A 20,522-nucleotide genomic window follows, 5' to 3' on the forward strand; every position below is an offset into this window, starting at 1 on the left:
GGTGCAGTGAGCGCAAAACTCCATCTCTTCTGGCGGGGGCTCGTCGCCCTCTTCCTCACCCTGCTCGTGATGTTCGGCACCTTCAAGCTGTGGCAATGGCAGGTGCGCGTCGACACCATGCCCGGCGTCTCGGGCGAGATCGGCGGCTTTGCCTACACCCCCTTCCGTCGCGACCAGTCACCCCTGGAGAAGAAATACCCCACGCCCGAGCAGGTGGCCGAAGACCTCGACATCCTGAGCAACTACACCCACCGCATCCGTACCTACGGCGTCACCGACGTCCCCGCCATCTATCCTCTGGCCGAAGAGAAAGGCTTCAAGGTGGCCATGGGCCTGTGGGTGTCGGCCGACAAGGAACTCTCCGAGCGCGAGATCGCCACTGGGCTCGCTCTCCTCAAGAAACACAAGAACATCGAACGCATCGTGGTGGGCAACGAAGCCCTGCTGCGCAAGGAAATGACGGTCCAGGAAATGGCCGCCCATCTCGACCGCGTGCGCGCCGACATCCGCCGCCAGTTCCGCAAGGGGCAACGTCCGCCGGTCTCCACCGCCGAGCCCTGGCACGTCTGGCTCGCCAACCCCGAGCTGGTCGACCACGTCGACTACCTCATGGTGCACCTGCTGCCCTACCACGAAGGCATCTCCTCGGCCCGCGCGCTCGAATACGCCTTCAGCCGTTACGAAGAGCTGCGGCAGAAGTTCCCCAAAAAACCCATCGTGATTGGCGAGATCGGCTGGCCCACCAGGGGTGAGGTGATGCCCAACCTCATGGGCGGCGACGAATACGCGCGTGCCGCCTCAGAAGACGCCGCCCGCTTCGTGCGCGGCTTCCTTGCCGACCCGCGCTCCGCCTTCCTCGACTACTACATCATGGAAGCGTTCGACCAGCCGTGGAAAGTGGCCGTCGAAGGCTGGGCCGGCGCCTACTGGGGCGTGTTCGACGCCGACCGCCATCTCAAGTACCCCCTCGACGGCCTCATCGTGCGCGACGTGCGCTGGAAAGAAAAGGCGCGCCTGGCGGTGGCGATCGCGGCCGTTCCCATGTTCCTCATCGCCTTTGCCCTCGGCAGTTGGAACGTGCTCGGGCGCCTGTGGCTCATGGGGCTGGTGCAGCTCTCCGCGGCCGTGCTCGTAGTCGGCGTCTATCTGCCCAAGGATTATTACCTCTCGCGCGGCGACCTCGTCGGCCTCGTCTTTCTCATCGTCGCCACCCTCATGACCATCGCCGTGCTGCTGTCACACGGGTTCGAGTTCGGCGAGGTGCTCTTCAAGCGGCAATGGCGCCGGCGCTTCACCCCCCGTGAGCCGCTGCCGCCCGAGCAGCAGCCTTTCGTCTCCATTCACCTCGCCTGCTACAACGAACCGCCCGAGATGGTGATCGCCACCATCGACTCGCTCGCCCGGCTCGATTACGCCAACTACGAGGTGATCGTCGTCGACAACAACACCACTGACGAAGCCCTATGGAAGCCGGTGGAAGCGCACTGCGCCACGCTCGGGCCGCGGTTTCGCTTCTTCCACCTGCCGAAGTGGCCCGGGTTCAAGGCCGGGGCGCTCAATTTCGCCCTCAAGCAGACGGATCCGCGTGCCGAGATCGTCGGCGTGGTCGATGCCGACTACGTCGTCGAACCCGACTGGCTCGCCCGCCTCGTGCCGCACTTCCTCGACAGCCCCCAGGTGGCCGTGGTGCAAGCCCCGCAGGCGCACCGCGACTTCGAGCACAGCTTCTTCCAGCGCATGTGCAACTGGGAGTTCGAAGGGTTCTTCCGCATCGGCATGCACCACCGCAACGAGCGCAACGCCTTGATCCAGCACGGCACGATGACGCTCATCCGCCGCCGGGCACTGGAGGAAGTCGGCGGCTGGTCGGAATGGTGCATCTGCGAGGATACCGAACTCGGCCTGCGCCTGATCGAGCTCGGCTACGAAACCCGCTATGTCGATCACATCTTCGGTCGCGGGCTCACGCCGTCGGACTTCGCCGCCATCAAGTCGCAGCGCTTCCGCTGGGCGTTCGGTGCGATGCAGATCCTCAAGGCCCACCTGCCCAAGCTCCTGGGGCTACAGCCCTCGAAGCTGAACTTCGCCCAGCGCTACCACTTCCTCACCGGCTGGTTCGCCTGGTTTGGCGACGCGCTGCACCTCGTCTTCGCGCTCGCCTCCATCTACTGGACGCTGGGCATGATCCACTTTCCCAAGACCTTTGCCCTGCCGGTGGCCTCGCTCGCCATGCCCGTGCTCGGATTCATGGCCTTCAAGACCGCCCTCGGGCCCGTCCTCTATCGCCGCACCATGCACACGCGCTGGATCGACATCCTAGGCGCTTCCATCCTCTCCGTGGGACTCGCGCACACCATCGCGCGCGGCGTCTTCGCCGGGCTCTTCCAGAAGAAAGGCACCTTCGTGCGCACTCCCAAAGGCTGGCGCGCCAAGGGAACCTTCGCCTTCTTCGGTCCCATCCGCGAGGAACTCGGCCTGCTCGCGGCGATCCTAATCGGCGCGGCCGTACTCGTGGCCAAGCGGGGACTGCTCGACCTGGAAGTCAAGCTCTGGCTCTCCATCCTCATGCTGCAAGCGATTCCCTACCTGGCCGCAGTCCTGTGCCAGATCATCGCCTATCTGCCCGACAACGCCCCGCCCGAGGAACAGGCCGCCAAGCCGGCTGTACCGAGTGTTGCGGAAACCCCCGCCGGCGTTTCGGGTACAATGGCCCATTGAACCGTAATTTCGTAGGAGTGTCATGGCTCAGTATGTCATGTCCATGCTTCGGGTGAACAAGGTCGTCCCCCCGAAGCGCCACATCATCAAGGACATCTCCCTTTCCTTCTTCCCCGGGGCCAAGATCGGCCTGCTGGGCCTCAACGGCGCGGGCAAATCCACCGTGCTGCGCATCATGGCCGGCGTCGACAAGGAATACGACGGCGAAGTGCAATGGCAGCCCGGCATCCGCATCGGCTACCTGCCGCAGGAACCCCAGCTCGACCCGGAAAAGACCGTGCGCGAGGAAGTCGAAGAAGGGCTGGGTGAGCTCGTCGAGGCGCGGCGAAAGCTCGAGGAAATCTACGCCGCCTATGCCGAGCCCGACGCCGACTTCGAGAAACTCGCCGAAGAGCAGGCCAAATACGAGGCCATCCTCGCCAGCGCCGGCACCGACCTCGAAAACCAGATGGAGATCGCCGCCGACGCGCTGCGCCTGCCGCCGTGGGACGCCAAGATCGCGAACCTCTCCGGCGGCGAAAAACGGCGCGTGGCGCTGTGCAAGCTCCTGCTCTCCAAGCCCGACATGCTGCTGCTCGACGAACCCACCAACCACCTCGACGCAGAATCGGTCGAGTGGCTCGAGCAGTACCTCGTGCGCTTCCCCGGCACGGTGGTGGCCGTCACGCACGATCGCTACTTCCTCGACAACGCCGCCGAATGGATCCTCGAACTCGACCGCGGCGAGGGCATCCCCTGGAAAGGCAACTACAGTTCGTGGCTGGAACAGAAAGAAAAGCGCCTCGAGCAGGAAGCCAAGGCGGAAGCCGCCCGCCTCAAGGCGATGAAGCAAGAACTCGAATGGGTGCGCCAGAACCCCAAAGGGCGGCAGGCGAAATCCAAGGCGCGTCTGGCGCGCTACGAGGAACTCTCCTCCATCGAATACCAGCGCCGCAACGAGACGCAGGAGATCTTCATCCCACCCGGCGAGCGGCTCGGCGACAAGGTGATCGAATTCCACCACGTGAGCAAAGGCTTCGGGGATCGGCTCCTCATCGACGATCTCTCCTTCTCTGTGCCCAAGGGAGCGATCGTGGGCATCATCGGCCCCAACGGCGCGGGCAAATCCACCCTCTTTCGCATGATCCTTGGCAAGGAACAGCCCGATTCCGGCACCATCGAGATCGGTCCGACGGTGAAGATCGCCGCCGTGGATCAGTCCCGCGAAGGGCTAGACCCCAACAAGACGGTATGGGAGGAAGTCTCCGGGGGGCTCGACATCCTCAAGGTCGGCGCCTTCGAGATGCCCAGCCGCGCCTACCTCGGCCGCTTCAACTTCAAGGGGGCGGACCAGCAAAAACCCGTGGGCAAGCTCTCGGGCGGCGAGCGCGGGCGGCTGCATCTGGCCAAGACGCTCATCCAGGGCGGAAACGTGCTGCTGCTCGACGAACCCTCCAACGACCTCGACGTGGAGACGCTGCGCGCCCTAGAAGAAGCGCTGCTCGAATTCCCCGGCTGCGCGCTCGTCATCAGCCACGACCGCTGGTTCCTCGACCGCATCTGCACCCACATCCTCGCGGCCGAGGGCGACTCGCAGTGGACCTTCTTCGAAGGCAACTTCCACGAGTACGAAGAGGACAAGAAAAAGCGTCTCGGCGAAGACGCCGCCCGTCCGCGGCGCGTGCGCTACAAACCGATTTCGCGCTGAGTCTTCGTTTTTTACGATCGAAGCCCCTGCCCTGACAGGGGCTTTTTCTTGCCTATGTTTTTGGTTTTGGTTAAGATGAATCATGATGATTCAACCATAAGAGAATTTCCCTATGCCCAGCAGAGCCGTTTTCCGCAAGACGCCCAAAGGGGTAGATGAAGTTCAGCACCGTTCGGGAAAATTGACGCCGCGCCAGCGTCGTATTCTCATCATGGTCGACGGCAAGCGGACCGTGGAAGAGCTGCGCGAACTCGCGTCGACCGACGATCTCTCCAACGTCCTCGGTCACCTCGAAGAAGAAGGCTACATCGAGCTCGTCGGCCTCAAAGGCGAAAACGAGGCAATCACCCGCCAAGACAGACTCCCCTCCCTCACCGATTTCCGTCCGCTTCCAGAACCGCGTAACCCCGAAGAACTGGACATGGCGCGTCATTTCATGATCAACACCATCAAGGCCTTTTGCCGCGGCCCAATCATCCATCTCTCGCTCATCGACGAGATTGCCGCAGCCCAATCGCACGAAGAGCTGCGCGCGCTCTATGGACAATGGTTTCGGCTGATCCAGGAAAGCGCGGAAGGAAGAAGAAGGGCGGAACAGCTGCGCGCCGATCTGCTCAAGGTTCTATGATGAACGAGGTTCATCGGCAAAGGGCCTGAAAAAGACCACCTCGATTTTCGTTCCCCGACCGTCGGCCTCGCGAGCGCTCGAGCGCAGCTCCCACCCTTCCCGTTCGCACAGCCGGCGCACCATCACCAGGCCGCGACCACCGCTCGCCCCATCCGCGGTTTGCGGCATGCCGATCCCGTCATCCTCGACGCACAGCCGGTCCGGTTCGATGCGCACCGTGATGCGGTGGCACTGTGCATGCTGGATCGCGTTGCGCACGAGATTGGCGACGATGACGGAGAGCGCCGCCGGGGATCCATGGACGAGAGGATGGGCCAAGACGAGCAGCTCCAAGGTGATCTCCGATCCTTCGGCGAAGAATTCGATGTGCGCCAGCGCCTCACGGGCCACGTCGACGACGTCGAACTCCTCTTTGGTCGCTTCCGGTTCGCGCGCGAGCATCAGCAGCGTCTCGATCGTCTCGGCCATCCGTGCACTCGCATGTTCGATGCGCACCAAGGCACGGCGCGAACGCTCGGACAGCGCCGCATCCTCGGCGAGAAGCTCCGCCGCCAGACGGATCACGGTAAGCGGCGTGCGCAGCTCGTGGCTTGCGTCGGCGGAAAATTCCCGCTCTCGGGCCAGCAGCTCGGACATGCGCCAGCGATACTCGTCGAGCGCTCGCGCCAGCACCAGCACCTCTTCGTCCAGCCCTTCTTCGGCGAGCCGCACCTCGGCGGCGAGATCGTTCGCCTCGCCCAGGCGCCCGGCGAGCCGGGTGAGCGGCGCGAGCAGCCGGCGTGAAAAGTAGAAACCGAACCACAGCGCGACATAGCCGGAAAAAGCCGCGCCGCCGAGCACGATGAACACGCTCACCCATTCGCGCCGTTCGATGCTGGAGATGTCCTCGAGCACGGCGTAACGCCGCCCGTCGCCGAGGCTCGCCAGCCCGACGATCCAGGCCCGGTGCCCCAGTTCGAATTCATGGATTCCGTCGGCGCGGGAAAAAATGCGATCCGGCACGCCCTCGAGTTCGAACGAGGACAAAACATAGACCTTGGGATGGCGGGGATGCTCGCGCAGGACGTAATGCTCCGGGGTGCTCAAGAGGTGCTGCAACCGCTCCTGCACCGTCGCCTTTACCGCTTCCTCTTCCAGGGTATAGCTCACCCAGAGCATGGCGCCCGACACCAGGGGCCCCAAGGCTACGCCAAGAAAGACGAAGGCGGCGATGAGCCGCAGGCGCAGGCTAGGAGGACGTTTCTGCTTCATCGGGCACGGCCAGCCGGTAGCCCACGTGCGGCACCGTGTGCAGCAAGGGGACGTCGAAGGGACGGTCGATCGCCAGCCGCAGGCGGTGGATGTGGGCGCGCAAGGCGTCACTGTCGGGCGGATCATCCCCCCACAGCAGGGATTCCAGGCGCTCGCGCGGCAGCACGGCGGGTGAGGCACGCATCAGCAGGCGCAGCAATTGATAATCCAAAGGTGCCAGCGCGATCCGGCGCCCCTGTCGCGATACCTGCCGGGTGCGCTCGTCGAGCAGCAGATCTCCCACTTGCAAGCGTTGCTGCTCCAACCCTCCGGCGGCGCGGCGCACTTGCGCACGCAAGCGCGCTTCGAGCTCGCGCAGCGACAGCGGCTTGACGAGGTAATCGTCGGCCCCGGCTTCGAGGCCGAGCACCTTGTCATCGAGCTCACCACGGGCGGTGAGCATGAGGATGGGGGTGGCAAGGCCTTCCTCTCGCAGGCGCCGGCACAGCTCGACGCCGTCGATGCCGGGCAAGCCCAGATCGAGCACGATGGCGTCGAACGCCTTGCTGGCGGCAAAATGCAGGCCGCTGAGGCCATCGCGCGCCAGATCGACGCGGTGTCCTCGCGATTCGAGATAATCTACGATATTACCCGCCAGATCGGGATTGTCTTCGATGAGCAAAACGTCCATGGCGACTCATTATAGGAGAGTTGTCGATCGAGGGCACAGGAGGGCTCCGTTCCCTCGACACCTTCACACCGCGTTGACGTGGCTGCGCCTATCATGGCGCCTCCACGAACGCCTCCCTACGCAGCATGCCCGCTTCCCCGACGATCTTTCCCTGCGGTCCTCTCGAAAAACCATCGCCAGCGGCTGCAGCAGGCCATTCGATCCCTTTTTATGTTTTGACCTGGCTCGCCGGCATCGGTTTGCTCACCTTCGCCTTTCTCTACGCCTTGCCATTCATTCCCATCGACGAGACGCGCTACCTCGGCGTGGCCTGGGAGATGTTCGCCCGCGGCGACTTCCTCGTACCCTATTTGAACGGACACCCCTATCACCACAAGCCGCCGCTGCTCTTCTGGATACTCCACGCAGGCTGGGCCATTTTCGGGGTGAACGACTGGTGGCCGCGGGTGGCGAGCGCCAGCCTCTCCTTTGCCGGAGTGCTCCTCACCGCCCGTCTCGCCCGCCGCCTGTGGCCGGAGACGCCGGCGCTCGGTGGATGGGCCGGTACGATCCTGCTCGGAACGGGACTGTGGGCTGTGTTCACGGCGGCCGTGATGTTCGACACCTTGCTCGCCGCCTGCGTGCTGCTGGCGATGAACGGCCTATGGGATGCCGCTCGAGGCCAGAGACGTGCTTGGCTATGGGTGGGCGCCGGCATCGGTCTGGGCGTACTCGCCAAAGGGCCGGTGGTGCTGCTGCACGTGCTGCCGGCGGCACTGCTGTGGCCCTGGTGGCGGCCGGAAGCGGGGCTGCCCGGTCGCTGGTACCGACGTTTGGCGCTCGCCGCCCTGGGTGGCGCGGCCATCGCCCTCACCTGGGCGGTGCCGGCGGCGATCCGCGGCGGCCCGGAGTATGCCCACATGATCTTCTGGGGGCAAAGCGCCGGGCGCATCGTCGAATCCTTCGCCCACCGCCGCTCTTGGTGGTGGTACCTGCCGCTCTTGCCGCTCCTGCTCGCACCTTGGACGCTGTGGCCGAGCGCCTGGCGTGCGCTCGCGCGTCTGCGCCCCCTGCGCGAGCCGGCGCTGCGTTTTCTCCTGGCGTGGGCAGGAATTTCTTTCCTCGCCTTCTGCGCCATCAGCGGCAAGCAGGCACATTATCTCCTGCCGCTCTTCCCCGCCGTGTCCCTGCTGCTTGCGCGGGCACTCGCCGTGCACGGCGAGCACCCCAGCCGCCTCGATCGCCTGCCTGTTCTGCTGCCGCTCGCGGCGGCCGCCGCCCTCGTCTTCTTGCGCCTGCACCCGCCAGCGCATCTGCCGCCTTTCCTGGCCAACCTTCCTTCCTGGCCAGCGGCGGCGCTTGCCACCCTGGCGATCACCGGTTGGCTCCTGCCTTGGCGCACGCGTTCGGCCTGGCTGCCAACCTTTGCTCTCGGCACGGGGCTCTTCCTCACGATCCTCGCCCTGGGATTGGGCCGGGCCGCCGCCCCCTATTACGACGTACGCCCGGCGAGCCGCTTCATCGCCCAAGCCCAGGCCGAAGGGCGTCCGGTGGCGTTCGTGGGTCAATATCACGATCAATTCCACTTCTACGGCCGTTTGAATCAACCGATCGAGGAAATCTCCTGGTCGGAGCTGCATGTTTGGGCCAAGGAACATCCCGAAGGGATCCTCATCGATACGTTCAAGGGCATGCCGCCCCCCGAGTTCGCGGCGCCCCTCTTGCAGCAACCCTATCGCGGACAAATCCTCTTCATCGCCTCCGCCCGCGAAATCGCGGCGCTTTCCCATCCTTCATCCCCCACCCTTCAACCCAACGACGACGTCGACGACGCGTCGGAGTGAACTTCATGGACCTCTCCATCGTCATTCCTGTACATAATGAACGCGACAACGTCGCCACCCTCGCCGACGAAATCCAAGCCGCGCTCGGCGGCAAGCTCGACTTCGAGGTGATCTTCGTCGACGACGCGAGCACCGATGACACGTTTGCCGTGCTGCAAGACCTCTGCGCCCAGAAGGGGCCGAACTGGCACGTGGTGCGCCATGAGCGCAATGCCGGTCAAAGCGCGGCGCTGCTCACCGGGGCGCTCGCTGCACAAGGAGCATGGATCGGCACGCTCGACGGCGACGGTCAGAACGATCCGGCCGACCTGTGGCGTTTCTGGACCCTGGTGCAGCAGGAGTCAGACCCACCGGACATGGTCATCGGCCACCGCGTCGATCGCCACGACACGTGGATTCGACGGCTATCCTCGCGCATCGCCAATGCGGTCCGTTCGGCGCTATTGCACGACGGCGTGCCGGACAGCGGCTGCGGCGTAAAGCTCATCCGGCGCGAGCTCTTCCTGCGCCTGCCTTACTTCGACCACTTCCACCGCTTCCTGCCGGCGCTGGTGCGACGCGAAGGAGGACGCGTCGTCTCGATGCCGGTGCATCACCGCCCCAGGCGGCACGGCACGTCGAAATACGGCATCGGCAACCGCCTCTGGGTCGGTCTGGTCGATCTCTGTGGTGTGTGGTGGCTGCTGCACCGCCGCCGCTTGCCCTACCCTTCACGGCACGGAGAACAAAGATGAACCCCGACCTCATCTGGCTCGGCATCGGTCTGACCGGTCAGGCGCTTTTCTCGATGCGTTTTCTCGTCCAGTGGCTCGCGAGCGAACGCCAGCGGCGAAGCGTTATGCCAATAGCATTTTGGTACTTCAGCCTCGCTGGCGGGGCGACGCTGCTTGCCTACGCCATCTATCGCGCCGATCCCGTCTTCATCATCGGCCAGCTCACGGGCCTTTTCATCTACGCCCGCAACCTGCATCTCATCTGGCGCGAGCGCAAGCGTCACGCCCGGGACGGCGCCTCCGAGGTCTCGGCCTGAAGCGCAGCTGATTTCTTCACGAGCGCTCAGCGCCCGACGGTCTTGTCCGCGAAAAGCAGAATGTCGGGTCTAGGCAAACCGATGTAATACCCCTGGGCGTGCGTCACTCCAAGGGCACGCAGGTGCTCAAGCAGGCTCTGGCTCTCGACGAATTCGGCCACCGTCTGGATGCCGAGATCGTGGCACAGGCGGGCGAGGTTGCGCACCAGCGCTTCGTCGGTCTTCGAGTGCTCGATGCCGCGGATGAAGGCACCGTCGATCTTGACGAAATCGAATTCCAGCTCGCGCAGGTAGTGGAAGGAGTTGTAGCCGCTGCCGAAATCGTCGAGGGCGAAACGAAACCCTTTCTTGCGCAAGGTGGAGAGGAAACGGCGGATCTTCTCCATGTCAGAAATGGCATCGCGCTCCAGCAGCTCGAAGACGATGCGATGAGGGTCGATCTCCCACTGATAACAAAGGCGGGAGGCAAAGGTCAGTACGTTGCGGTTCTGGATCTCCTGCACCGAGAGATTGAGAAAGAGCAGCGGGGCCGAATCGTTTGCCGTCGGCGGCAGACGGCGCAGGGCATCGAGCGCGGCAGAGATCATGCGACGGTCGAGCTCCCGGCCCATGCCGTACTTTTCGATGGCGTCGATGAAGCGGGCGGCGGAGACGATCTCGCCATCGTCGGCGATCAGCCGCGCGAGCACCTCGTAGGCGACGACCCGGCCACTTCCCGTTTCGATGATGGGCTGGAAATAGGGGACGATGCGCCCCTTGCGTAAAGCGGCACGCACGACCTCCGCTTCCTGGCGACGGTGCTGGGCGATGCGCTGCACTTCCTCGCCGCGGTCGATGTCGCTGTAGTGAAAGACGCCGTCCTTGCCCCGTTTCTTCGCTTCATAGGCGGCGAAGTCGAGCCGGGTCATCAGATCGTTTTGATTGGCTCCGTCGGCGGGATAGGTGACGATGCCAATGGAGGCCGTGAGATGGAATTCAAGCTGGGAAGCGTGGACGGGATGCTCGCGCAGACGGTCACGGATGGTACGGGCAAGGCGTTTGGCTTCTTCTTTGCCCGTCTCCGGCAAGAGGATGACGAATTCGTCGCCTCCGATGCGGCAGACGAGATCGCCCGGGCGCACGCTGCCCTTGAGGTGATTGGCTACCTGACACAAGGCTTCGTCGCCCACGGGATGGCCGAAGGTGTCGTTGACGTCCTTGAAATCGTCGAGATCGACCATCAGCAGAGAGAATTCGTGCTGGTGGCGCTCGCTGCGCGTGATCTCGTACTGCAGCATGGAGAGAAAATGCCGCCGGTTGTAGAGGTTGGTGAGGGGGTCGTGCAGCGAATAGTATTCGAGCTCGGCGAGCGACTGCCCCAACGCACGGCTGGAGCCGACCACGATGACGACGATCGCCAGGAGCGAACGGATCACCGCCTCTTCCTGCGGCGAGAGTTTTTCATGCACCCCGAAAGCAGCACCGAGGATACCGGCCAGTTTGGTGTGATGCTCCGGCACGCGCTCGGTGATCAACATCATCGATTCGACCGGCTTCGCCTCGGCGGGCTTGGTGGTGAGGAAATGCTCTTCGATATCGAAGGACGAATCTGGAGGCTGCCCCAGGGAGGAGAGGACGTGCTGCGAGACTCGATGCAAGAGTTGCTCTCGCACGGTCGATTCCTGCGCCGAAGGGTGAAAGACCTTGAGCGTCAGTCCGTGCTTCTCGGCAAAAGCGACGAAGAATACATCGAACGGAAAGATCTGGTAGAAATCGGTGAGGATCTCCTTGAGAAACTCCATCCATTGGGAGATGCGCTCATACGAGAAGATGATGCGTTCGAGGACGGCGCGCTGCCGGTCGATGAGTTCCTTCTCCACCAGGGTCTGGGTGAGTTCGGCGCTGGCTTCTTCGAAGTGATGCAGCAAGGAGACGATCGCATCGGTCTGGGCCCGCCCATCCTGGTCGAGGAGCTCGTGGAGCAGACCGACCATACGGTCGAGGCGGGCAAGCTGGGAGCGGGGAGATTCCGCCTCGGCCGTTCCTTCGGCCGGCGGATGCTCGAGCGTCGCCGCCAGACGGCGATGGGCGCGCTCGAGTGCAGCCGCCATGGCCGAAAACCCGAGACGGAAACGGGTCTCATGCTCGAGGATACCGGTGATCGCTCGCAGGCTATCGCGCCGCAGACGCAAGAGATCGGGGGGAATGAAACGGTTCATCGCCGAAACACTCCCCCGGGCTGCAGGAGATCGACGCCGCATTCGAGCCCCTCGAGCCAGCCGAGGAACTGGCCAACGGCAGCGCCGCGATAGACCGGCCCGTGCTGTGGCGCCAGCAGCTCGACCGGCCGCTCGCCCAAGGTTTCCCTCCACGCTTTGATGGCGCGGTTGCTCGCCATGTAGCGGCGATGGAACCCCTCGATGCGGGGCAGATGCGGCGCCAGATCCTCGATGAAGGTCTGCGTCTCGGCACCGCTCAGTTCCGAAGCCCCCACGTCGCCGGAAAAGAGGATCTTCGCCCGCGGATCGTAGACCTGGAAGTTGCCCTCGGAATGCAGGAAGTGCGCCGGAATCAGGTCGAGAACGGCGGAGGTTCCAAGATCGATCTGGGCGCCGGTATCGGGGATGGCGACGATACGATCGGTGTTCGGAAGGCCATAATGAGGGATGAAACGCGTCCACAGGCGCGAGATGAGCACGGTGGCGCGCGTGAGTTCGAGCCAGGAGGCAAGGCCGCCCACGATGTCCGGGTCTTGGTGCGACAAGACGATGTAGCGGATCTGCTCCGGCTCGCAGTAGGCGAGCATGGCATCGAGCACGTCGGGCATCACCCCGAAGCCGCCGGGATCGAGCAGGACGCCGAACTCCTGATGCAGGATGAGGAACTGGTTGGAGTGGATGCCGCCCTCATCGAGCTCCTCGCTTTCGTTGAGCAGCACGCACAGATGGGCATCGTCCCGGTAGAGCTCTACGTTGTGCATGGATGTTCCGTTCCTGAAAAGGGGCATGCCGACGCAGGAAAGAATAACACCGACTCACCCGAGGATAAACCCTGACGGCGGTGTTGCCGCCGCGCAGCTGCGCTAGAATAAGGGTCGATTTTTTCCTCCGACACGGCAATGCGACCCTACCTCGACCTCCTGCGGCACATCCTGGAGCACGGCACCCGCAAGGCGGACCGCACCGGAACCGGCACCCTGTCGGTCTTCGGCTGGCAGATGCGCTTCGATCTGCGCCAAGGCTTTCCGCTGCTCACCACCAAGAAACTGCACGTCAAATCGATCATCCACGAACTGCTGTGGTTTCTGCGCGGCGACACCAACGTGGCGTACCTGCGCGAGCACGGCGTGACGATCTGGGACGAGTGGGCCGACGAGCGCGGCGAGCTCGGGCCGGTCTATGGCAAGCAATGGCGGCGCTGGGAGGCGCCGGACGGTCGCAGCATCGACCAGATCGCCCGCCTCGTCGAAGGGCTGAAGACGAATCCGGATTCGCGCCGCCACCTGGTCGTGGCCTGGAATCCGGCCGAGGTGGACCAGATGGCGCTACCGCCCTGCCACGCGCTCTTCCAGTTCTACGTCGCCGAGGGCAGGCTCTCCTGCCAGCTCTACCAGCGCAGCGCCGACGTCTTTCTCGGCGTGCCGTTCAACATCGCCTCCTATGCGCTGCTCACCCTGATGGTGGCCCAGATCTGCGGCTATGAGGCGCACGAGTTCATCTGGACGGGGGGAGATTGCCATCTCTACCTCAACCACCTGGAGCAGGCCCGGCTGCAGCTTGGCCGCGAGCCGCGGCCGCTACCCAAGATGAAGCTCAACCCGGAAGTGACCGATCTCTTCGCTTTCCGCTACGAGGATTTCACGCTGGAAGGCTACGATCCGCACCCCCACATCCCGGCACCGGTGGCGGTATGAGCGAGTGGGTGATCGTCGCCGCGGTGGCGCGAAATGGCGTGATCGGTCGCGGCGGGGCGCTGCCGTGGCGGCTGAAATCCGACTTGCGGCACTTCCGCCGACTTACCACCGGGCACGCGGTGCTCATGGGGCGCAAGACCTGGGAATCGCTCGGTCGCCCCCTGCCCGATCGCCGCAACGTGGTGGTGAGCCACGATCCCTCTTTCACGGCCCCCGGCGCGGAAGTCTATCCCTCGCTCGAAGCCGCGCGGGCGGCGCTCGAGGCTGAGCCGGTGGTCTTCGTGATCGGCGGAGCGCAGATCTATCGCCAGACACTGCCGTTTGCCGATCGCCTGGTGATCACAGAAGTGGACGCCGAGCCTCAGGGGGATGCGTTCTTCCCTGAATGGGACCGGAGGCGCTTCGCCGAAGTCGGCCGCGAACGCCCCGAGGCGGATCCTGACGACGAATACCCTTACCAGATCGTCACCTACCGCCACAGCGACGCTTAGCGCCCCGAATCCGTCGGTAGTCCAATTTCCCGCTGGACGAGAAGGAACCCGCGCAAGGTCTCCTCGAAACGCTCGATCGGCACGGGTCGCGCGAAATAATAACCCTGGTAGGCGGGGCATCCTAGCTCGGCCAGGAACTTCCATTGCTCGGGCGTCTCCACCCCCTCGGCGATCACCTCCAGCCCCAGGCTGTGGGCGAGCGCCACGATGGTGCGTGCGATGGCCGCATCGTTGGAGTCGGTGAGCACGTCGCGCACGAAGGACTGATCGATCTTCAACTCGTCGAGCGGCAGGCGCTTGAGGTAGGTGAGCGAGGAATACCCCGTGCCGAAGTCGTCCAGGGCGAAGCCAATGCCTTTCTGTTTGAGAAGACGCATCTTCTCGATGACGCCAGCAATGTCGGAGGCCAAGGTGCTCTCGGTGAGCTCCAGTTTGAGGCGGCGCGGATCCGCACCGCTCTTTTCGACCACCTCCAGCACCTGATCGACGAAATCCGGCTGATAGATCTGGCGGGCGCTGACGTTGACCGAGAGGGTCAGCTGGGCCGTCTCCGGCGTGCTTGCCCAAGAAACCAGCTGCCGGCAGGCCGTCTCCAGCACCCAGCGCCCGAGAGGGACGATGAGGCCGGTTTCCTCGGCGAGCGGAATGAACTCGGCCGGCGAGATCATGCCGCGCTCGGGATGCGGCCAACGGATGAGCGCCTCGGCGCCCACGGCCTGATGGGGGCCACGCACCTGCAGCTGGTAATACAGGACGAACTGGCCGGCCTCGATCGCCTGCTCCAGATCCCGCTCGAGCTCGGCGCGGTGACGCACGGCGCGCGCCATCTCTTCATCGAAGAAACACAAGCGGTTACGGCCGCTGGCCTTTGCGTGGTACATCGCCAGTTCGGCGCGCTTGAGGAGCTCGTCGAGCCCGACCCGTGCCCCATGAAACAGGGCGACGCCGCAGCTGGCGGTGGTACGCAGCTGCGCGTGTCCGATGCGGCAGGGTTGGACGAGCAAGGTACGCAGCCGCTCGAAGAGCGCCTCGACGCGGCCTCTGGCCTCGGCTTCGTCCTCGCCGAGTCCGGTGAGGACGACGAGGAACTCATCGCCGCCGACGCGCGCAACCTGCGCTTCGCCCCCCAGTCCGTCGCGTAAGCGTTCGGCCACCTCGCGCAGCAGTTCGTCGCCCGCCTCATGGCCCAGCGTCTCGTTGAGCGTTTTGAAGTCGTCGAGATCGAAGAGCAGCAGCGCCCCATGACTTCCGCCATCGTTGCTCAGAACCTCCCGGAGGTATTCGAGAATGGCTACTCGGTTCGGCAAGCCGGTGAGCTGGTCATAGAAAGCGAGCTGGCGGATACGCGCCTGCGCCTGCTTCTGTTCGGCGATGGTGGCGGCGAGCTTTTCCGTCATCGAATTGATGCCCTGCTGCAAGTCGCCCAATTCGTCGGTGGCGGTGATGGAGATGCGCATCTCCAGGGCTCCGTCCTCGATCTGCTTGAGCGCGCGCAGGGTATGCTGCACCCGGCGCGTGATGAGGCGGTGCGCCACGAAGACGATGGCAAACGACGTGAAGAGGAGGAAGGCCAAAGACAGCGCCGCGCCCCAGGCAATCACCTCACGGGTGGCGGCACGCAGCTCGGCGGTGTCGAAGGTGAGCACCACGGTATAGAGAGGAGCGGAGGACTCCGGCCCTCGCACGTGCAAGACGGCGGTGAGCCGTTCGGGCGCGAAGAATGCTTCGAACCCTGACCGTACGGAGGCATTCAACCAGGAAGGGTCGAATCCCGGCACTTCATCGGCTTTTTTTCCCAACAGCAGGGGGTCGCTTGCGACGATCACCCGGCCGCTGCCGCCCAAGACGAATCCTCCCTGGTAGCCGAGGCCGATGAGGTCGGACATCAGCGCTGGCGTGGACACCGCGTTGAGCGGCAGGTTTTCTTCCTGCAGCATGCGGCCGACGCGCTGCAGCTGCGTCTCGATGCGCCGCTCCATCAGGGTGCGCGAGCGGTCGAGATACACGGCCGTGAGCGCGCCGAAGGCGAGCGCCTCGATCGCCAGGACCAGCCAGGCGATGCGGGCGATGAGACCGAAGCGGGGACGGTGCATGCCTGGCCTCTCAAGGCGTATAAGAAGGAGTTTCCTCGAAGGATTCGAGGCGGGTGGCGTCTTCCCCCTCGTAGCGCGCCTCCTCGGGTCTCAGGTGCCCGAGGATTTTGATGCCGGCAGCGGGGTTGGCGGGATCATGGCGCCAGGTGGCGGTATAGACGGATTGCTGTAGGTGATGGCTTGCCGGATCCATGTAGGCGTCGTCGTGCTGCATGCGCTCGCGCGCGCTCCAGCGCATCGTCTCGAGCGTACGGATCACGGCATGGTTGTGCGTCGTAGCGGCGCGTTCGATCGCCTGCAGCAGCGCCCGCATGGCCAGATAGGCGGCGTGCGTCACGTCGCCGGGATAATCGAGCACCGTGTTGCCGTAGCGCTGCCGGTAGCGTGCCACGAACTCGGCCGTGCCGGGCGTGTCGAGGTTCCACGCCCAGGTGGTGCCGAAGAGCGGCCGCGGCGTACCGGGGGCCGGATAGAGTTCTTCCCAATCGACCTCCCCCACCACCCACGACTGCCGTTCGAAGAGCGCGGGATCGATCTGGGCGAAGAGCCGGATCTGGTTATTGCCGCTCAGGTTCACGGCGACGACGTCGATGTCCATGGCGGCGATGCGCGTGGCAAGCCCCGCCGGATCGGGCAGCGAGACGGGCACGACGACCTCCTCGACCACGCTGCCACCGTAGCGCTCGATGTAGCCGCGCGAGGCCGCCGCGTTGCTGTGCCCCCAGACGTTGTCCTCTGTGAGCAGGATGGCGCGCTTGCGCGGATGCCGATCGAGGGCGTATTTCAGGAGCGCCTTGTTGAAGTTGGCTCCGTTGGCGTCGAACACGAACTTGGTGCGATGTGCGTTCTCCACCGCCTCCGAGGGAGAAGAGGAATTCGTGTTGATGAAGATCACGCCGTATTTCTGACACACCGCCGACATGGCAGCGGCCACGCCCGAGTCGATCGCCCCGACCATGAAGGCGATGTGGTTCTGCGTGATGAGCGCCTCGGCGATCTTGGCCGCCTGCGCCGGATCGGTGGTGGCGTTGCGTGTGAGCAGAACCAGGTCTCGCCCCAGGATTTTGCCGCCGAAATCCTCGATCGCCATCTCCACGCCGCGCCGGTCGGCCTCGGCGTGTAGGGCGAAACGGCCCGTGGTGGGCATCACGTGGGCGATGAGCAGCGGCGGCAGGGTCTGGGCGAAGGAGATGCTACTCAGGAAAAGGAAGGGTAGAAAGCAGGCCCCTGCCTTGCGCCAAGAACAAGAAGAGCGGAAATGCCCCAGGCGCAGCAGGCAAAAGACGAAAAACCTCGCCGCCGCTGGCAGATACCTTCCGAAACGCTGCATATCGCCCCCCCTTTGTCGTCGCTAGCGTGTGCGGCGGCGCGCCGCGTTCAGCCGCTACGAACGCACGCAGTCGACATGATAGTTCCCTTCAGAGTCCTTGACCAGACCATGGATATCGGTCTCGAAACCGGGAAAGCGCCGGTTGAAGTCGCGGGCGAACTGGAGATAGCGCACGATGGTGGCGTTGAAGCGCTCGCCGGGGATCAGCAACGGAATACCGGGAGGATAAGGCGTGACGAGCATGGCGGTGATCCGGCCTTCGAGCTCGTCGATGGGGACGCGGTCGATCTTGCGGTGCGCCATCATGGCGAAGGCGTCGGACGGGCGCATCGCCGGCACCATCTCGGAGGTGTACATCTCGGTGGTGAGCCTAGCCACGTCGTGCGCCTTGTAGAAGGCGTGGATGCGCTGGCACAGGTCGCGCAGCCCCCAGTCCTCGTACTGCGGGTGTTTGGCGACGAATTCGGGCATCACCCGCCACAGCTTGCGGTTGCCGTCGTAGTCGTCCTTGAACTGCTGCAGCTCGGTGACCATGGTATTCCAGCGGCCCTTGGTGATGCCGATGGTAAACATGATGAAAAAAGAATAAAGGCCCGTTTTCTCGACCACGATGCCGTGCTCGGCAAGGTAACGCGTCACCACGCCGGCCGGAATGCCCCATTCGTCGAATTCGCCTTCGACGTCCAGCCCCGGGGTAATGATGGTGGCCTTGATCGGATCGAGGATGTTGAACCCTTCGGCCACGGCGCCGAAGCCGTGCCAGCGGTCGTTGGGGCGCAGCAGCCAGTCTTCGCGCTGGCCCACCCCTTCTTCGGCGAGGTAATCCGGACCCCAGACCTTGAACCACCAATCCCCGAGTTCGGCTTCCACGTCGCGCATGGCGCGGCGGAATTCCGCCGCCTCCATGAGGGATTCCTCCACGAGCGCCGTGCCGCCGGGCGGCTCCATCATGGCGGCGGCGATGTCGCACGAGGCGATGATGGCGTACTGGGGCGAGGTGGAGGTATGCATGAGGTAGGATTCGTTGAACACGTCGCGGTCGAGCTTGCGCGTGCGCGACTCCTGCACCAGGATCTGCGAGGCTTGGGACAAGCCCGCGAGCAGCTTGTGCGTCGACTGCGTCGAGAAGATGAGCGAGTGCTCGCAACGCGGGCGATCCTCGCCGATGGCGTGATAGTCGCCATAGAAATCGTGGAAGGCGGCGTGCGGCAGCCAGGCTTCGTCGAAGTGCAGCGTGTCGATGTAGCCGTCGAGCTTCTGCTTGATGGTCTCGACGTTGTAGGCAATGCCGTCGTAGGTCGACTGCGTGATCGTCAGGATGCGCGGCGTGCGGCTGTTGGCCTGATCGATGAAGGGGTGCGCATCGATCTTGGCTTGGATCGAGGCCGGTTCGAACTCTTCGAGCGGAATCGGGCCGATGATGCCGTAGTGGTTGCGCGTGGGCGGCAGGAAGACGGGAATCGCCCCCGTCATGATGATGGCGTGGAGGATCGACTTGTGGCAGTTGCGGTCGACCACCACGATGTCGTTGGGCGCCACCGTGGAGTGCCACACCATCTTGTTCGAGGTGGAGGTGCCGTTGGTGACGAAATAAAGGTGGTCGCAGTGGAAGATGCGCGCGGCGTTGCGCTCGGAGGCCGCCACCGGTCCGGTGTGATCGAGCAACTGCCCGAGTTCCTCGACGGCGTTGCAGACGTCGGCGCGCAACAGGTTCTCGCCGAAGAACTGGTGGAACATCTGTCCCACCGGGCTCTTCAGAAAGGCCACGCCCCCCGAGTGCCCAGGGCAGTGCCAGGAGTAGGAGCCGTCGGCGGCGTAATGGGTGAGCGCGCGGAAGAAGGGGGGCGGCAGGCTCTCCAGGTAATTGCGCGCCTCGCGCACGACGTAGCGCGCGATGAACTCGGGCGTGTCCTCGAACATGTGGATGAAGCCGTGCATCTCACGCAGCACGTCGTTGGGGATGTGGCGGCTGGTGCGCGTCTCGCCATAGAGGAAAATGGGGATGTCGTGGTTGCGAAAGCGCACGGCGCGCACGAAGCCGCGCAGCCGGGCGATGGCGCGTGCGGCATCTTCCGGCGCCTGGAATTCCTCGTCGTCGATCGACAGCAGGAACGCGGAGGCGCGGCTCTGCTGCTGGGCGAACGAGGAGAAATCGGCAATGCTGGTCACGCCGAGCACTTCCATGCCTTCGGCTTCGATCGCCTTGGCCAGCACCCGGATGCCCAGGCCGCTCGCATTCTCGGAGCGGAAGTCTTCGTCGATAATGACGATAGGGAAATGGAAGCGCATGGGACCCGCCCTCGCAGCAAGAAACGGCATGGATCGAAGACCGGGAGGCGACTCAGAGACGCGGCAACGTCACGCCACGCTGGCCGAGATATTTGCCGCCGCGGTCGCGGTAGGAGGTTTCACAGACTTCGTCGGACTCGAAGAAGATCATCTGCGCCACGCCTTCGTTGGCGTAGATTTTTGCTGGCAGCGGCGTGGTGTTGGAAAATTCCAGCGTCACGTAGCCTTCCCATTCCGGTTCGAGCGGCGTGACATTGACGATGATGCCGCAGCGCGCGTAGGTGCTCTTGCCCAGGCAGACTGTGAGGACGTTCCTGGGAATGCGGAAGTATTCCACCGTGCGGGCGAGCGCAAAGGAGTTGGGCGGGATGATGCAGACTTCGCCCTTGAAATCGACGAAACTGCGCTCGTCGAAGGCCTTGGGGTCGACGATGGTGGAATTGATGTTGGTGAAGATCTTGAATTCGTCGGCGCAGCGCACGTCGTAGCCGTAGCTGGAAGTGCCGTAGGAGACGATCTTGCCGCGCTCGGTCTGGCGCACGAGCTCGGGCGCGAAGGGTTCGATCATGCCATGCTCTTGCGCCATGCGCCGTATCCAGCGATCCGATTTGATGCTCATC

The 20,522-nt window shown here is 64.1% G+C and carries 16 protein-coding genes; 8 read left to right on the forward strand and 8 right to left on the reverse strand.

Going from position 1 to position 20,522, the window contains the following annotated elements:
- Positions 1–69 precede the first annotated feature (69 nt).
- The 3 genes from ASC37_RS02020 to ASC37_RS02030 all read left to right on the forward strand — a co-directional run bounded on the left by ASC37_RS02020 (position 70) and on the right by ASC37_RS02030 (position 5,033).
- Positions 70–2,718, forward strand: coding sequence for a glycosyltransferase (locus ASC37_RS02020; RefSeq protein ID WP_082438348.1), 2,649 nt, complete (start codon positions 70–72; stop codon positions 2,716–2,718).
- A 22-nt stretch (positions 2,719–2,740) separates the two neighbouring features.
- Positions 2,741–4,405 (forward strand): energy-dependent translational throttle protein EttA, encoded by a 1,665-nt coding sequence (gene ettA / locus ASC37_RS02025; protein ID WP_055422782.1) that lies wholly within the window; start codon positions 2,741–2,743, stop codon positions 4,403–4,405.
- A 112-nt stretch (positions 4,406–4,517) separates the two neighbouring features.
- A complete protein-coding gene (locus ASC37_RS02030) occupies positions 4,518–5,033 on the forward strand; it encodes a hypothetical protein (protein ID WP_055422783.1) in 516 nt (171 codons plus the stop codon).
- Here ASC37_RS02030 and ASC37_RS02035 read toward each other — a convergent pair.
- Positions 5,028–6,284 (reverse strand): sensor histidine kinase, encoded by a 1,257-nt coding sequence (locus ASC37_RS02035; RefSeq protein ID WP_055422784.1) that lies wholly within the window; start codon positions 6,282–6,284, stop codon positions 5,028–5,030. The genes ASC37_RS02030 and ASC37_RS02035 overlap by 6 nt on opposite strands.
- A complete protein-coding gene (locus tag ASC37_RS02040; protein WP_055422785.1) occupies positions 6,262–6,954 on the reverse strand; it encodes a response regulator transcription factor in 693 nt (230 codons plus the stop codon). The genes ASC37_RS02035 and ASC37_RS02040 overlap by 23 nt, the downstream gene beginning before the upstream one ends.
- Positions 6,955–7,169: 215 nt before the next feature.
- Here ASC37_RS02040 and ASC37_RS02045 point away from each other — a divergent pair, with 215 nt between their 5' ends.
- From ASC37_RS02045 to ASC37_RS02055, 3 genes are read left to right on the forward strand one after another with little or no spacing between them, the layout of a single operon-like run.
- Positions 7,170–8,777: an ArnT family glycosyltransferase gene (locus ASC37_RS02045; protein ID WP_055422786.1), complete on the forward strand. Its 1,608-nt coding sequence runs from the start codon at positions 7,170–7,172 to the stop codon at positions 8,775–8,777.
- Between the two features lie 5 nt (positions 8,778–8,782).
- Positions 8,783–9,511: a glycosyltransferase family 2 protein gene (locus ASC37_RS02050; protein ID WP_055422787.1), complete on the forward strand. Its 729-nt coding sequence runs from the start codon at positions 8,783–8,785 to the stop codon at positions 9,509–9,511.
- Positions 9,508–9,807: a lipid-A-disaccharide synthase N-terminal domain-containing protein gene (locus tag ASC37_RS02055; RefSeq protein WP_055422788.1), complete on the forward strand. Its 300-nt coding sequence runs from the start codon at positions 9,508–9,510 to the stop codon at positions 9,805–9,807. The genes ASC37_RS02050 and ASC37_RS02055 overlap by 4 nt, the downstream gene beginning before the upstream one ends.
- Before the next feature lie 26 nt (positions 9,808–9,833).
- Here the strand turns inward: ASC37_RS02055 and ASC37_RS02060 are convergent, their stop codons facing one another.
- Complete coding sequence (locus ASC37_RS02060) at positions 9,834–12,005, reverse strand: putative bifunctional diguanylate cyclase/phosphodiesterase (RefSeq protein WP_055422789.1); 2,172 nt, start codon at positions 12,003–12,005, stop codon at positions 9,834–9,836.
- Entirely contained in the window at positions 12,002–12,766 is a 765-nt protein-coding gene (locus tag ASC37_RS02065) for an oxygen-binding di-iron domain-containing protein (RefSeq protein WP_055422790.1), read from the reverse strand. The genes ASC37_RS02060 and ASC37_RS02065 overlap by 4 nt, the downstream gene beginning before the upstream one ends.
- 138 nt (positions 12,767–12,904) lie before the next feature.
- Here ASC37_RS02065 and ASC37_RS02070 point away from each other — a divergent pair, with 138 nt between their 5' ends.
- Entirely contained in the window at positions 12,905–13,699 is a 795-nt protein-coding gene (locus tag ASC37_RS02070) for a thymidylate synthase (protein ID WP_055422791.1), read from the forward strand.
- Positions 13,696–14,190: a dihydrofolate reductase gene (locus ASC37_RS02075; protein ID WP_055422792.1), complete on the forward strand. Its 495-nt coding sequence runs from the start codon at positions 13,696–13,698 to the stop codon at positions 14,188–14,190. Before ASC37_RS02070 ends, ASC37_RS02075 begins: the two co-directional genes overlap by 4 nt.
- Here ASC37_RS02075 and ASC37_RS02080 read toward each other — a convergent pair.
- Genes ASC37_RS02080 through dcd form a run of 4 tightly spaced genes read right to left on the reverse strand, consistent with a single transcriptional unit; the run spans position 14,187 to position 20,521 of the window.
- On the reverse strand, positions 14,187–16,283 hold the full coding sequence (locus ASC37_RS02080; RefSeq protein WP_055422793.1) for a putative bifunctional diguanylate cyclase/phosphodiesterase: 2,097 nt from the start codon (positions 16,281–16,283) through the stop codon (positions 14,187–14,189). The two genes, ASC37_RS02075 and ASC37_RS02080, sit on opposite strands and share 4 nt — an antisense overlap.
- Before the next feature lie 10 nt (positions 16,284–16,293).
- Complete coding sequence (locus ASC37_RS02085) at positions 16,294–17,613, reverse strand: ABC transporter substrate-binding protein (RefSeq protein WP_055422794.1); 1,320 nt, start codon at positions 17,611–17,613, stop codon at positions 16,294–16,296.
- A gap of 54 nt (positions 17,614–17,667) precedes the next feature.
- On the reverse strand, positions 17,668–19,902 hold the full coding sequence (locus tag ASC37_RS02090) for an arginine/lysine/ornithine decarboxylase (protein WP_055422795.1): 2,235 nt from the start codon (positions 19,900–19,902) through the stop codon (positions 17,668–17,670).
- A 52-nt stretch (positions 19,903–19,954) separates the two neighbouring features.
- Positions 19,955–20,521 carry a dCTP deaminase gene (dcd, locus tag ASC37_RS02095; RefSeq protein ID WP_028874211.1) on the reverse strand — a complete coding sequence of 189 codons (567 nt, stop codon included), beginning with the start codon at positions 20,519–20,521 and terminating at the stop codon, positions 19,955–19,957.
- Position 20,522 lies beyond the last annotated feature (1 nt).

The organism is Tepidiphilus thermophilus, from assembly GCF_001418245.1.
In the GTDB taxonomy this organism is placed as follows: domain Bacteria; phylum Pseudomonadota; class Gammaproteobacteria; order Burkholderiales; family Rhodocyclaceae; genus Tepidiphilus; species Tepidiphilus succinatimandens.